We start from the raw sequence: 13,489 nt of genomic DNA, 5'->3' as shown, positions 1-13,489 counted from the left end.
GGTCAGCCCTCCTTACGGGTACGCGGGTCGAGCAGCAGGTACGCGACGTCGGCCAGCAGGTTGGCCAGCAGCACCGAGATCGTGATCACCAGGAAGATGCCCTGCATCAGCGGGTAGTCCTTGGCGCCCACCGCCCGGAACAGCAGGAAGCCCAGCCCCGGATAGGAGAAGACGATCTCCACCAGCAGGGTGCCGCCGACGATGAAGCCCAGTGCGAGCGCGAAGCCGGAGACGTTGGGCAGCAGAGCGTTGCGCGCGGCGTAGCTCAACGCGACCCGTCGTTCCCGCAGGCCCTTGGCGTGCGCCACGGTGATGTAGTCCTCGGCGGACACGGTCACCATCATGTTGCGCATGCTGAGGATCCAGCCGCTGACCGAGGAGATCAGGATGGTCAGCGCGGGCAGCAGGCTGTGCCGGATGGCGCTCGGGATGAAGTACTGGTCCCACGCAGGCACCAGGCCCGGGTCGTAGCCGCCGGAGGCCGGGAAGAAGCTGTCCGGCCCGGCGAGCAGGTAGATCGCCAGCAGGCCCAGCCAGAAGTACGGGATCGAGGAGAGGAACGTCGTCGCCGGCAGCAGACCGTCCACCCAGGAGCCGCGCCGCCACCCGGCCACCACGCCCAGCCCGGTGCCGAGGAAGAAGCTGACGACCGTGGTGATGCCCACCAGCGCGACCGTCCAGGGCAGCGCCTGCGCGATGACCTCGGAGACCGGCGAGGGGAAGGCACTGAATGACAGGCCCAGGTCGCCGTGGAACAGTTGCCGCCAGTAGTCGACGTACTGGCTCCACAGGCTGGCGTTCTTGTCGATGCCGAACAGCACGTACAGCGATTGGATCGCGTCGGAGTTCATCTCGCCCTGGAATCGGGCCATCAGCGACTTGACCGGGTCACCGGGGATCATCCGGGGGATGAAGAAGTTGATCGTGATGGCGGCCCACGCGGTGAACGCGTAGAACGCGAGGCGTTGCAGGAAATACTTCACGACAGCTCCTCCCGCCCGGTCGACGCGGCGGTGGTGGCGAGGCTCGCCTCGTCGTACAACCAGCAGGCAGCCCAGTGGCCGGGCCGGTCGCCGATCGGCAGCGGGACCGGCATCTCGGCCGAGCAGCGCGGCATGGCGTGCGGGCAGCGCGGGTGGAAACGGCAGCCCGACGGCGGCCGGATCAGGCTCGGCGGCTCCCCGTTGCCGCGGTCCGCGGCGTCCGCGTCGACCAGGCCGGTCAGCCGGTCCGGGTCGGGCGCCGAGTCGATCAGCAGCCGGGTGTACGGGTGCGCGGGCGACTGCGTGACGGTTTCGCTGTCGCCGCCCTCCACCATCCGGCCCGCGTACATGACCATGGTCTCGTCCGCGAAGTAGCGGGCCGAGGCGATGTCATGCGTGATGTACAGGATCGCGAGGTTGAACCGTTCCTTGAGGTCGCGCAGCAGGTTCAGCACCCCGAGGCGGATCGAGACGTCCAGCATGGACACCGGCTCGTCGGCCAGCAGCGCCTCCGGGTTCGCGCCCAGCGCCCGGGCGATCGCGACCCGCTGGCGCTGCCCGCCGGACAGCTCGTGCGGGAACTTGTCCAGATACCGTTCGGGCGGGGTCATTGACACCCGGGTGAGCAGGTCCGCGAGCGCGACCTCGAGGTCCTGCGGGGTGCGGCCCGCGTTGCCGTGGATTCGCAGCGACCGGGTCAGGTGATACCGGATCGTGTGCACCGGGTTCAGCGACGCGAACGGATCCTGGAAGATCATCTGAACGCGGCGGGCGTACTCGCGGAATCGTCGGCCACCCTTGACCGTGGTGGTCACGCCGTGCAGTTGGATGTCGCCGCCGGTGCGCGGGTAGAGCTGGGCCAGCAGGCGGGCCACGGTGGACTTGCCGGAGCCGGACTCGCCGACCAGGGCGGTGACCCGGCCCCGGCGCAGTGTCAGGTGTACGTCGTCGACGGCGTGCACCGCGTCGCGCTTTCTGCTGAAGAGAGTGCGCAGCGGTGCCCGGACGGGGAAGTGCTTGGTCAGGCCGACGGCCTCCAGCACCACCTCGCCGGCCGGGGCCTGCGCGTCATGGCTCAACGTCATGCCGGGGTTCCTGTCTGAGGGAAGCTCTGCTCGATGGGCATGCCCTCGTGGCCCTCGCTTCGCTCGGTGCGCTCGGTCATGCCGGGGTCCGCCTCCCCGGGCGGCGGTGTGGCCGCCCGGGGAAGCGGGATGCGGATCAGGAGTTGGCGGGCTTGAGGTGCAGGACGACGTCCAGCGCGTTGGCCTGGGTGGGCTGCCCGGCACCGTACGCGTCGGTGTCGTCGGGCCAGCCGACCCAGTTCTTCGTGCTGTACGCGGCACCCACGTTGTCCGCGCCGGCCGGGATCATCGGCGTCTGCTCCACGAACACCTTCTGCAGCGTGTTGAGCGCGGTGGTGCGGCTCGCCTCGTCAGCGGCGGTGGCGTACGCCTTCAGTGCGGCGGTGGCCTCGGGGCTGTTGAAGCGGCCGAAGTTGCCCGCGGGCGAGGCGGTACCGACCGGCTTGAGCAGCGACCCGTCCATCACGGTCTGGTACAGGTCGTACGGCGTCGAACCGCCGTTGGTCCAGCGGAACGTGGCGTCGAAGTTGCCCTCCTCCACGTTCTTGAACCACGCGTCCTGGTTGGCCTTCTCGACCGTGGCCGCGATGCCGATCTGCGCCAGGTTGGACTTCACGATCTCCAGCGAGGTCTGGTAGTCGGACCAGCCCGCCGGGTCGGTCAGGGTGATCGCGACGGGCTTGCCGCTCGGGTCGGTCAGCGTGGTGCCGTTGAGCTTGAAGCCGGCCTGGCTGAGGACCTGCTTGGCGCCTTCGACATCGACGGTGGCGTTCTTGCCCTTGTAGTCCGGCGCGACGAACGCGTCACCGGCCGGCGACGGCAGACCGGTCACGCTGTCGACCACGGGGTGGAAGTAGCCCGCCTCGGCCTGGTTGAAGATGTCCTCGCGGTTGACGACCATGTTCATCGCCTTGCGCAGCGCCGGGTTGTCGAACGGCTTCTTCGCGGTGTTGATGTACAGGCCGTGGATGCCCAGCACGGCCGGGGCCCACACCTTGTAGTGCGCCGGGTCCTTGTCGATGAACACGGTCTTGTAGTTCGGGATGAACACGAAGCTCCACTCGCAGGCTGCCGAGCTCAGCGCGGTGGTCTGCGCGTTGTTGTCCGTGTACGACGTGTACCGCAGCTCCTTGACCTTCGGCAGGTCCTGCCAGTAACCGCTCTCTCGAACCGAAAGCGTCGTCGTCTGCGGCGTGAACGACTTCACCGTGTACGGGCCACTGCCGATCGGGTTCTTGTTCACGTCGGTGTCCGGCTTGGCGACGCCCGACCAGATGTGCTTGGGCACGATCGGGGTCTGCCCGAGCCACTTGTCCTTGTAGACGAACATCGAGCTGGTGAACGTCACGGTCACCACGTTGTCCTTGACCGTGATGCTGCCGTACGGGGTGTTGTTCGTGTTCAGCGCCTTGTTGCTCTTGATCAGGTTGAACGTGAACGCCACGTCGTCCGCGGTGAGCTTCTGCCCGTCCGACCAGGTGGCGTTGTCCCGGACCGTGATGTCGACCTTCTTGAACGCGGGATCCCACGTCGCGCTGGTGGCCAGCCACGGCTTCGACGGGTCGGCCGGCTTCACCGGGTTCCACATCATCAGCGGCTCGTAGATCATCCACTTGAAACCGAGCGACGCAGCGGCTGATGTGGACAGGAACGGGTTGAAGTTCTCGGTCTGCGGGCCGTTCGGCATGCCCACGCTCAAGAACGTGGCGCCCTGCCCGTTCGCCTTGTTGGCGTTCGGCGAATCGTTGCTGCAGGCGGCCATGCCGCCGGTGGCGAGCACGCCCGCCAGGGCAGCCGCGAACAGTGTCCTGCGCTGCATCAAATGCTCCTCAGGGGTAAGAAAAGGCGGTTTGGAGGGGTCGCCCGAGGAAGGGCTGCGCCGACGCGAGCACGACCGGGGTCGGGATGCGCGATGACGCCGGGTGGTGGTGTGGTGGTGAGGCGCCGGACGTCAGCGTCCGGCCGGTCTTGCCGTTATGGAGCGGCGGTCGGTGCGACCACGGTGGAGGCGCGGACCTTGAAGGTGGCGGGAATCACGGTGGGACGGTTGGGCAGGGGTGAGCCCTCGAAGTGGGCGAGCAGCGTACGGGCCGCCGCCTCGCCCATCTCGCGCAACGGTTGGTGCACGGTGGTGAGTGGCGGCTGGGTGTGCGCCGCCATGGGGATGTCGTCGAAGCCGACCACGGCGACGTCCTGCGGGACGCGGCGGCCGGAGTCCAGTACGGCCTGCATCGCGCCGGTCGCGCTGAGGTCGTTGTGGGCGAAGATCGCGTCGAAGTCGATGCCGTCCTCGATCGCCCGGCGTACGCCGTCCAGCCCGCACGCGATCGTGAAGTCGCCGGGCAGCACGCGTTCGGCCGGGATCGGGTGGCCGGCCTCGGCGTACACCGCGGCGAAGCCCTCCAGGCGCTGCTGGGTGCAGCCGAAGCGTTCCGGGCCGGCGACGATCAGCGGGGCATGCCGGCCGATCTCCAGCAGGTGCCGGGCCGCGGCCCCGGCGCCGGTGTGGTTGGTGGTGCCCACGCTGGGGATCTGCCCGGGCTGGTGGTCGCGGTCGTCGATGAGCACGACCGGCAGGCCGCGGGCGTGCAGCGTGGCGATGTAGTCGAGCGTGCCCTCGGGCTCGATCACCAGCAGCCCGTCGAAGCTCTTCGCGGAGACCTGGGCGCTGAACTGGCGCATGGACTCCTCGCCGCGGTTGCAGGTGAACAGCAGCAGGCCGTAGCGCTCGGTCTCCAGCACGTCGACCGCGCCCTGCAGCACCTGGCCGATCCACGGCCAGGTCAGGGACGGGACGAGCATGCCGACGACCCGGGTCCGGCCGCGGGCCAGGCCGACGGCGCGTGAACTGGGCACGTACCCGAGCTCCTCGATCACCTTGCGCACCCGGGCCGCGGTCGACTCGTCCAGCTCACCCTTGCCGTTGAGCACCCGGGAGACCGTGGTCTTGCTGACCTTGGCCCGGGCCGCCACGTCGGCGATGGTGATCGGCACTGGTCCTCCGCGGGTGTGTGTGTCCGGCCGGTTGCCCGGTGATTCGGAACCGGTTTCGGGAGCGGTTCCGGGCAGTTAACCGCAGTGAGCCGTGTCACGTCAACGCATGGATGACTTTCTTCAGATTTCGAGACGGTAACTGCGCAGGTAAACCCAGGTGAGAGCGCTCTCGGGGAGGAATAAAGTTCCGCCGCGAAAAGGGACCAATCAGGCGGCCGTGGGGCCCTCGACCCGGCGGACGAGCTCCGGCAGCACCGCACCCAGCGGCGCGTCCACCACCAGCCCTGCGTACGGCTGCCCGCGGGTCACGCCCTGGTTGACGATCGCCACCCGGATGCCCTCCTTCGCGGCGCGCAACACGAACCGCCGCCCCGACATCACGGTCAGCGAGGAACCCAGGACGAGCAGCGTCCGCGCCGCAGTCACCAGGTCGAACGCCCGGCGTACCCGGTCGGCCGGCACGGTCTCGCCGAAGTACACGACATCCGGCTTGAGCAGCCCGCCGCACAGGTCGCAGTCCACCACCACGAACCCGGCCAGCGCCTCGTCGTCCAGCGCCACGTCGCCGTCCGGGTTGACCGTCCGCACCGCCGGGTCGAACCCCGGGTTCGCCGCGGTCAGCCGGTGCTCCAGCTCGTGTCGCGAGGTGCGCGCCTCGCAGCGCAGGCACGTCACGTACGCCAGATTGCCGTGCAACTCCACCACGTCCCGGGCGCCACCGGCCTGATGCAGGCCGTCGACGTTCTGTGTGACGATCCCGCCGACCGCGGCCAGCTCCTGCAACCGGGCGACCGCCCGGTGACCCGCGTTCGGGCCCGCGTCGCCGACCGTGCGCCAGCCGAGATGGCTGCGCGCCCAGTACCGGCGGCGGGCCACCGGGTCGCCGGTGAACTCCTGGTATGTCATCGGAGTCGCCCGCCGCGCCACCCCCGACGGCCCGCGGTAGTCCGGGATCCCCGAGTCGGTCGAGAGCCCGGCCCCGCTGAGCACCACCACACCGCCGTCACCGACCCACCCGGCCAGCCGCGCCACATCCGCATCCGTCACCAGTTCATGGTCCCTCGCACGAGACCACCGTCGCCCGGCCCGGCTACCGGACGAAAGGCCCCGGTGGATGCGAGGGATGCACGAACCGGGCGGCCCCGGTACGTTGATCCCATGGCCGTCGTCGCGCGCCTGCTGCCCCGTCACTGGGACGGGCGGCGGCTGCTGCGGTTCGTGACCGGCCTCGCGCTGCTCGCCCTCGCGTTCGCCGGGCGCATCGACGCGGCTGCCGCACCCGGGCCCGCCGCCGAAGCATCCGCCGCGCTGCACGTCCGGGCCGGATCCGCCGGTCGCGCCGCCCCCGACAAGGCTGCCCCCGGGACCGCCCTGGCCGGTGACGCGCTCGGCGGGGCGACCTCCGGGACTGCCCCGGCCGGTGACGCGGCGACCTCTGGGACCGCCCTGGTCGGTGACGCCCCCCGTAGGGTGACCTCCGGGACTGCCCCATCCGGCGACGCCTCCGACAAGGCGACCCCCCGGCCGGCCGCGGCCGGCGACGCCGCGGACCGGGCGGCGTCGGGGACCGCCCGAGCGGCGCACGATGCCACAGGCCATCCGCAGGCCGCCGGTGTTCCGGCCGGTGCCGTCCTGCGGCTTGCCGCCGCGGCAAAGCCGATCGTCACGGCCGGCGCGGCGCCACCCGCCGCCGCGCCCCGGCGGACGGCCGGTTCCCGCGCCCCGCCCGCCTGAATCCCACCCCGCGCCGGTGACGACCCGGGCGGCTGGAACCGAGGTCCCGGCCGTCTCCCGCTCACCCCGTGGCGACAGGCGTGGCGCCGGTGCCCGTACCTGAGCCCGCTCTGCACCACCGCGCGCCGTGCGCGGCGCGCCCAGAGATCGCTCGATGCACCGCAAATCCCCCCGAGGTGTTCATCATGGAAACTGCCCTGCACAGCATCCTGATCTCCGTCCCGGAGGCCGCCGTCATCTGGCTGACCATGCTGCTCGCCGCGGCCACCGCCGTGGTGGCCTTCGCGCTACCCGGCCGCCTGTCCGTTCGGCTGGCCCTGGCGGGTCACCCGCCGGTCGAGGACCCGGGCGAGCGGGACGCCGACGCCGCCCAGCGGTACGCCGACGAGATCGCGGTGGCGGCCGAGCGTGCCGCGGCCACCGCCCGCCGCTGCCGCGACGAGTGGGAGAAGGCCCGGCACGACCTCGACACCGCCTGGACGGCGTACGACGACGCGGACGCGGCCGCGCGGAAGGTCGTCGCCGCGGCCGCCTACCCCCTGCTGGTGCGCCGCCGCAGGCCCACCGAACGCGCCGACCGGGAGCGGTGGCTGCACCAGAGCGCCACGGCCGCCTGCCGCAACCGCGATCTGTCCATCGCCCAGCTCAACGACGTGCTCGCCCACCGCGGCTGGAACCCGCGCCTGCACCCGGTCCAGCAGGAAGTGGTGTTGCGTCAGGCCGTGCGTGAGCACCGGCTGACCGCATACCAGGCTGCGGTCGAGCGGGAGCAGCAGGCCTGGCAGGAGGCGGAACGCGCGGCGGCCGCGCTGTCCAGCCTGCGGGCCGAGGCGTGTGCGGCGAGCGTACGGGCCGGGGAGGGCCCGCACTCCGCCGGCGCCGAGTGGTGGGCCGAACAGTGGGCCACCACCGAACCGCTCCCGATGGTGGCCGTCTGAGCCTGCTCCACAGTGGAGTGCGCGGTCGCTCGATCGCGTCCGGCCCGACCCGTTCCGGCACGGCTGTCGAACGGGCCGGGTACCGTCACCGGGGGACATCGACAGCAGCGGGGCCGCGACCCGCGCGAGCGGAAGGGGGCGGGGGTGGCGGTGACGCCGTCGGGCGGCGCGCCCGTGCAGCGGCTGCACCGGGCCGCACGCGTCGAGGACGCGCTCAACAAGATGGTCGAGCGGCGGCTGCGCCAGCGCGGCTGGCAGCCGGTCATCACGGCGTACACCGGGTACGGCGCCCCCGGCTGGGCCCGGGTCATGGCGCGGATCGTGCTGACCCGCGGCGCAGAGGCCCGCAAGCAGCGGGACAAGGTGCGCGGGTGGCGCAGTTTCACGACCTCGCCGGTGCACGACGCGCCCGTACTGATCCGGGTGGGCGACGAGGTGCACGAGACCCGGACGGACCGCAGCGGGTACGTCGACTGCCGCCTCGCCGGTGACTTGGAGCCCGGTTGGGCCTCGGTGCGGATCAGCACCGAGGGCGCGGCCACGGTGGAGGCTCCGATCCGGGTGGTCGACCCGCAGGTGCGCTTCGGTGTCGTGTCGGACATCGACGACACTGTCATGGTGACCGCGCTGCCCCGGCCGCTGCTCGCGGCGTGGAACACGTTCGTCCTCGACGAGCACGCCCGGATGGCGGTGCCTGGCATGGCCGTGCTCTACGAGCGGTTGTCGCGGACCCATCCGGGTGCCCCGTTCGTCTACCTGTCCACCGGCGCGTGGAACGTGGCGCCCGCGCTGACCCGTTTCCTGTCGCGCCACCTGTACCCGGCAGGGCCGCTGCTGCTCACCGACTGGGGCCCCACCCCGGACCGCTGGTTCCGCAGCGGCCGGGACCACAAGCGCAGCACGCTGCGCCGGCTGGCCACCGAGTTCCCGCACATCAAATGGCTGCTCATCGGCGACGACGGCCAGCACGACCAGGAGTTGTACTCCGAGTTCGCGCACGCGTTCCCGGACAATGTGGTCGCCGTGGCGATCCGCCGGCTGTCGCCGACCCAGGCGGTGCTGGCCGGTGCCATCCCCGGGCCGGCCGGCGACCCCGAGGTGGTCGGGTCCGGCGGCAAGTCCTGGTTCACCGCGCCGGACGGCGCGGGCCTCTGGTCGCTGCTGCGGGACACCGACATTGTCTGACGATCAGTGGTCGTCCGCCGCCGGCTCGTCGTCGTGGCCGGCCCCGGGCTCGCCCGCTTCCGCCAGGCGGGTGTGCAGCCGTTCCCGGATCTCGTCCGGGGTGTACGCCCGGCGCCGCCGTTCCGCCCGGGCCAGCACGATCCCTGTGGCTGCCACGCCCGCCAGCCCGGCCAGACCCGCTACCTTCCACCAACGCATCTGCTGAGGATAGACACGTGGTTGCCGCCATCAGCCTCGACGAGGCCATCGATCTGACGCGTACGGGTGACATCTGGATCTTCCGGGGCAGCAGCGTTCCCGACCGGGCCATTCAGGCGTTGACCAACAGCCCGGTCAACCATGTCGGCATGTCGCTGGTCATCGAGGACATGCCGGCGCTGATGTGGCACGCCGAACTCGGCAAGTCGCTGCCGGACCTGTGGTCGGGCACGTTCCAGCGCGGGGTGCAACTGCACGACCTGCGTGACGCGGTCGTCGTCTGGGCCAACCGGTACGGCCAGCGCGCGTGGCTGCGCCAGCTCGACCCGACGGTCACCACCGTGATGGAGGACCGGGCGCTGCAGGCCGTCGCCCGGCTCGACGGTACGCCGTTCCCGTCCACCACCCAGCTGGCCTGGCGCTGGGCCCGGGGCCGGGTGCCGAAGATGCGCGGGCCGTGGCGCCGGCCGTCCGAGGCCGACTCGGCGCTGGAGACGGCGTACTGCGCCGAGGTCGTCGCGGTGACCTACGAGCAGATGGGCCTGTTGCCGCGCGGCCGGCAGCCGAACTGGTACGACCCGGGCCGTTTCTGGAGCGGCGACGAACTGGACCTGTGCGCGGGTTACCGGCTGGGCGACGAGGTCGCGGTGACCATTCCCCCGAGCTGACCGCCCGGCCTCAACAGATCGTCAATTTTGGGTAAAGCCCCTCGCTTTCGGCTGCGCCTGCCGATGGCACTTCTCGCGTGCACCGGGAACGGGTGGCTGAGGCTCCGCTCGCTGCAACCCCGCCGCACCCCGCGGCGAACCGTCCTGCACCCGCCGACCCGCAACGTTCTCCTCGATGCCGGGCACATCCCCCGCCCCCGGCCCGTACATGAGGAGATCCCCCATGAGCGGTGCACCTGTTGTCGATCGCCGCCGCGAGGACGTTGTCCGCGCGCACATGCCGCTCGTCGGTCACCTGGTCCGCGAGATGCTGGCCCGGGTCCCGGCCCACGTCAATCGCGACGACCTGCTCTCCGCCGGGTACGCGGCCCTGGTCGCGGCGGCCCGTGGGTTCGACGAGAGCCGCGGTGTTCCGTTCGCCCGGTTCGCCGCAGCCCGCGTACGCGGCGCGCTGCTGGATGAGCTGCGCGGCCTGGACTGGGCCAGCCGCTCGGTACGCCAGCGGGCCCGCCGTACGGACGCCGCCCGTCAGGAGCTGACCGCCGAGCTGGGCCGTACGCCCACCGCGCCGGAGGTCGCCGAGCGGCTCGGCTGTTCCGTGGAGGACATCGAGGCCGCGGACGACGACGTGCAGCGCGCGGTCGTGTTCAGCCTGCAGGGTTTCGCGACTGCGGGCGCCGAGGACATGGTCACCGAGCCCAGCGCCGGCCCGGAGGAGATGCTGCTGCGCCGCGAGCGCCTGGGCTACCTGAAGCACGCGATCGACGCGCTGCCGGACCGGCTGCGTGCGGTCATCAGCGGCTACTTCTTCGACGAGCGCCCGATGGCGCAGATCGCCGCGGAGCTGGGCGTCACCGAGTCCCGGGTGTCGCAGTTGCGCGCGGAGGCCCTGGTGCTGCTGCGCGACGGCCTGAACACCCACCTGGATCCGGCGCTGGCCGCCCAGGCGTCCAAGAAGGACGGTTGCGTCGCCCGGCGCCGGGCGGCGTACTACGACCAGATCGAGACGCTGGGCACGTTGCACAGCCGGCTCGCGGTCACCGGCGTGGACGGCCTCCCGAGCGCCGCCTGAGGCGCTCCGAACGCAACGCCCCGACCGGTCCGACCGGTCGGGGCGTGCGTGTTGGTGCTGGTGTGATCACCGTACGCGGATGAGACGACCATTACCCGCCCGAGGGTGGTGCCGCGTCGTGGCGGATCGGCTAGTCTGAGCATTTCCATGCCAATAGAAAAGCGACCGTCTTCTCTGAAAGATCGGATTTCCCAGGGGATCGGATCATCCGAAGATCAGAAAGAATGGTCGCTGGCTTCGGAATGTTACCACGACGAGGAGTGGATTTGTCAAGCTCCGCCGGTAGCCGCGACGACGCGCGAAACGATGACGTCGCGCGGGAGCAGGCGTACCTCGATGGGCTCTATCACCGCCTCGACCAGCTGCGTGAGCAGGCCGATCGCCGGTTGCGGGCGATCCTGCAGGAAAGCGGCGGCACCCCGCAGGGCCGTTCCCAGCGCGATGCCACCCGCATGCATTACACCGAGCAACTCGCACAAATGAATTCGGTGGAGAACGGGCTCTGCTTCGGGCGCCTGGACTTCACCGCCGACAATCCGCGCTACGTCGGCCGGATCGGATTGTTCGACGAGGACCGCGAGCGGGATCCGCTGCTCGTCGACTGGCGGGCACCGGCCGCCCGCCCGTTCTACCTGGCCACCGCGGTGTCGCCGGACGGCGTGACCCGGCGGCGACACCTGCGGACCCGGGGCCGTGAGCTGCTGGGCATCGACGACGAGGTGCTCGACCCGGCGCTGGGCGGGGTCGGCGGACGCGAGGACGTGACCGGCGAGGCGGCGCTGCTGTCCGCGCTCACCGCGAACCGTACCGGCCGGATGCGCGACATCGTCGAGACGATCCAGGCCGAGCAGGACGAGGTGATCCGCTCCCCGCTGCCCGGGGTGCTGGTCGTGCAGGGCGGCCCCGGTACGGGCAAGACCGCGGTGGCGCTGCACCGGGCGGCGTACCTGCTGTACACGTACCGGGCGCAGCTCACCCGGACGGCCGTGCTGATCCTCGGGCCCAACGCCACGTTCCTGCGCTACATCTCCCAGGTGCTGCCGTCGCTCGCCGAGACCGGGGTGCTGCTGGCCACGCTGGGGGACATGTTTCCCGGGGTGCGGGCCCGGGCCGCCGAGGACCCGGCTGCGGCGGCGCTCAAGGGCCGGCTCGGGATGCTCGACGTGCTGGCCGCGGCGGTGGCCGACCGTCAGACCGTCCCGCACGACCACGCCGAGGTCGACCACGAGGGCTTCCCGCTGCGTGTGGAGCGCGCGGTCTGCGAGGACGCCCGCGCGGTCGCCCGCGCTTCGGGCCGCCCGCACAACCTCGCCCGGTCGATCTTCGTGACCGAGGTGATCCACGCGCTGTCCCTGCAGGTCGCGGAGCGCATCGGCGCGGACCCGCTGGGCGGGGAGAACCTGCTGGACGAGGCGGACCTCGCGGAGACCCGCCGCGAACTGCGCGAGGACACCGAGCTGCAGGCCGTGCTGGCCGAGTACTGGCCGGTGCTGACCCCGCGGCGGGTGCTGCGTGACCTGCTCGGCTCGGCCGACCGGCTCGCCTGCGCCGCCCCGCAGCTCACCGACGAGGAACGGTCGCTGCTGTGGCGCGAACGCGGCGGCGACTGGACCCCGGCCGACGTCCCGCTGCTCGACGAGCTGGCCGAACTGCTCGGCGAGGACGACAGCGCGAAGCTGCGGGCCGCGGCCCGGCAGCGCCGGGAAGCGATCGAGTACGCCGAGGGCGTGCTGGAGATCGTTGAGGGGTCCCGTTCGCTGGACTTCGAGGACGAGGAGGAGGAGATCCTGTCCGCGGTCGACGTGGTCGACGCGAGCGGCTTCGCGGAGCGCTATGCCGAGGTGGACACGCGTACCGCTGCGGAGCGGGCCGCGGCCGACCGGGACTGGGTGTTCGGGCACGTGATCGTCGACGAGGCGCAGGAGCTGTCGCCGATGGCGTGGCGCCTGCTGATGCGCCGCTGCCCCAGCCGTTCGATGACCGTGGTGGGTGACGTCGCGCAGACCGGGGATCTGGCCGGCACGACGACGTGGGACCAGGTGTTCGAACCGTACGTCGCGCAACGCTGGCGGCTCACCGAGCTGACGGTCAACTACCGCACCCCGGCCGAGGTGATGGCCGTGGCCGCCGACGTGCTGTCGGCGATCGACCCTTCGCTGCAGCCGCCGCGGTCGGTGCGCGAGGCCGGGATCGTGCCGTGGGCGAGCCGGGTACTGCCCGGCACGCTCACCGACGAGCTCGTCGCAGCGGTGCGCCGCGAGGCGGCCGACGCCGGTGACGGCCGGCTCGGGGTACTGGTGCCCGCGGCGCTGGAGGCGGAGCTGGGCCGCGCACTGCTCGGGGCGCTGCCCGAGGCCGCGGTGGGGGAGCAGCCGGACCTGCGCAACCACATCGTGCTGATGACCGTACGGGAGGCGAAGGGCCTGGAATTCGACAGCGTCCTCGTGGTGGAACCGGACGACATCGTGGCGGAGTCCCCGCGCGGGCTCAGCGACCTCTACGTGGCGGTGACCCGGGCGACCCGGCGCCTGGCCGTACTGCACACCAGGGACCTGCCCAAGGTTCTCGCCTCGCTGGAACCCTGAGACGAGACGACGATGGGGTTGGCGCCGTAGCGCCAACCCCATCGAAC

At 71.4% G+C, this 13,489-nt stretch carries 12 protein-coding genes; 6 read left to right on the top strand and 6 right to left on the bottom strand.

Annotated elements, in window-relative coordinates:
* Window positions 1-2: 2 nt before the first annotated feature.
* The 5 genes from ACMCNK_RS11475 to ACMCNK_RS11455 all read right to left on the bottom strand — a co-directional run bounded on the left by ACMCNK_RS11475 (window position 3) and on the right by ACMCNK_RS11455 (window position 6,109).
* Window positions 3-983, bottom strand: coding sequence for an ABC transporter permease (locus tag ACMCNK_RS11475; RefSeq protein ID WP_412736378.1), 981 nt, complete (start codon window positions 981-983; stop codon window positions 3-5).
* Window positions 980-2,068 carry an ABC transporter ATP-binding protein gene (locus tag ACMCNK_RS11470; protein ID WP_412736377.1) on the bottom strand — a complete coding sequence of 363 codons (1,089 nt, stop codon included), beginning with the start codon at window positions 2,066-2,068 and terminating at the stop codon, window positions 980-982. Before ACMCNK_RS11470 ends, ACMCNK_RS11475 begins: the two co-directional genes overlap by 4 nt.
* Window positions 2,069-2,204: 136 nt before the next feature.
* Window positions 2,205-3,887, bottom strand: coding sequence for an ABC transporter substrate-binding protein (locus ACMCNK_RS11465; RefSeq protein ID WP_412736376.1), 1,683 nt, complete (start codon window positions 3,885-3,887; stop codon window positions 2,205-2,207).
* 155 nt (window positions 3,888-4,042) lie between these two features.
* Window positions 4,043-5,062 (bottom strand): LacI family DNA-binding transcriptional regulator, encoded by a 1,020-nt coding sequence (locus tag ACMCNK_RS11460; protein ID WP_412736375.1) that lies wholly within the window; start codon window positions 5,060-5,062, stop codon window positions 4,043-4,045.
* Window positions 5,063-5,269: 207 nt separating this feature from the next.
* Complete coding sequence (locus ACMCNK_RS11455; protein ID WP_412736374.1) at window positions 5,270-6,109, bottom strand: NAD-dependent protein deacetylase; 840 nt, start codon at window positions 6,107-6,109, stop codon at window positions 5,270-5,272.
* A 111-nt stretch (window positions 6,110-6,220) separates the two neighbouring features.
* Between ACMCNK_RS11455 and ACMCNK_RS11450 the strand changes: the two genes are divergently transcribed.
* From ACMCNK_RS11450 to ACMCNK_RS11440, 3 genes are all read left to right on the top strand, one after another.
* Window positions 6,221-6,796 (top strand): hypothetical protein, encoded by a 576-nt coding sequence (locus ACMCNK_RS11450; RefSeq protein ID WP_412736373.1) that lies wholly within the window; start codon window positions 6,221-6,223, stop codon window positions 6,794-6,796.
* 185 nt (window positions 6,797-6,981) lie between these two features.
* Window positions 6,982-7,734, top strand: a complete 753-nt coding sequence (locus ACMCNK_RS11445; RefSeq protein ID WP_412736372.1) for a hypothetical protein — start codon at window positions 6,982-6,984, stop codon at window positions 7,732-7,734.
* A 144-nt stretch (window positions 7,735-7,878) separates the two neighbouring features.
* On the top strand, window positions 7,879-8,919 hold the full coding sequence (locus ACMCNK_RS11440) for an App1 family protein (RefSeq protein WP_412736371.1): 1,041 nt from the start codon (window positions 7,879-7,881) through the stop codon (window positions 8,917-8,919).
* A 3-nt stretch (window positions 8,920-8,922) separates the two neighbouring features.
* Here the strand turns inward: ACMCNK_RS11440 and ACMCNK_RS11435 are convergent, their stop codons facing one another.
* Window positions 8,923-9,117, bottom strand: coding sequence for a hypothetical protein (locus ACMCNK_RS11435; RefSeq protein ID WP_412736370.1), 195 nt, complete (start codon window positions 9,115-9,117; stop codon window positions 8,923-8,925).
* Window positions 9,118-9,134: 17 nt separating this feature from the next.
* On the opposite strand from ACMCNK_RS11435, the gene ACMCNK_RS11430 reads away from it, so the two are divergent.
* The 3 genes from ACMCNK_RS11430 (at window position 9,135) to ACMCNK_RS11420 (ending at window position 13,442) form a co-directional block, all read left to right on the top strand.
* Window positions 9,135-9,785, top strand: coding sequence for a hypothetical protein (locus ACMCNK_RS11430; RefSeq protein ID WP_412736369.1), 651 nt, complete (start codon window positions 9,135-9,137; stop codon window positions 9,783-9,785).
* A gap of 223 nt (window positions 9,786-10,008) precedes the next feature.
* Window positions 10,009-10,857: a sigma-70 family RNA polymerase sigma factor gene (locus ACMCNK_RS11425; protein WP_412736368.1), complete on the top strand. Its 849-nt coding sequence runs from the start codon at window positions 10,009-10,011 to the stop codon at window positions 10,855-10,857.
* Between the two features lie 224 nt (window positions 10,858-11,081).
* Entirely contained in the window at window positions 11,082-13,442 is a 2,361-nt protein-coding gene (locus ACMCNK_RS11420) for a HelD family protein (protein WP_412736367.1), read from the top strand.
* The last annotated feature ends 47 nt before the right edge of the window (window positions 13,443-13,489 follow it).

It is taken from the genome of Krasilnikovia sp. MM14-A1259, from assembly GCF_047159535.1.
Lineage (GTDB): Bacteria > Actinomycetota > Actinomycetes > Mycobacteriales > Micromonosporaceae > Actinoplanes.
The sequence above is the reverse complement of the archived record's forward strand: the minus strand, read 5'-3'. Positions and strand labels throughout refer to the sequence as shown.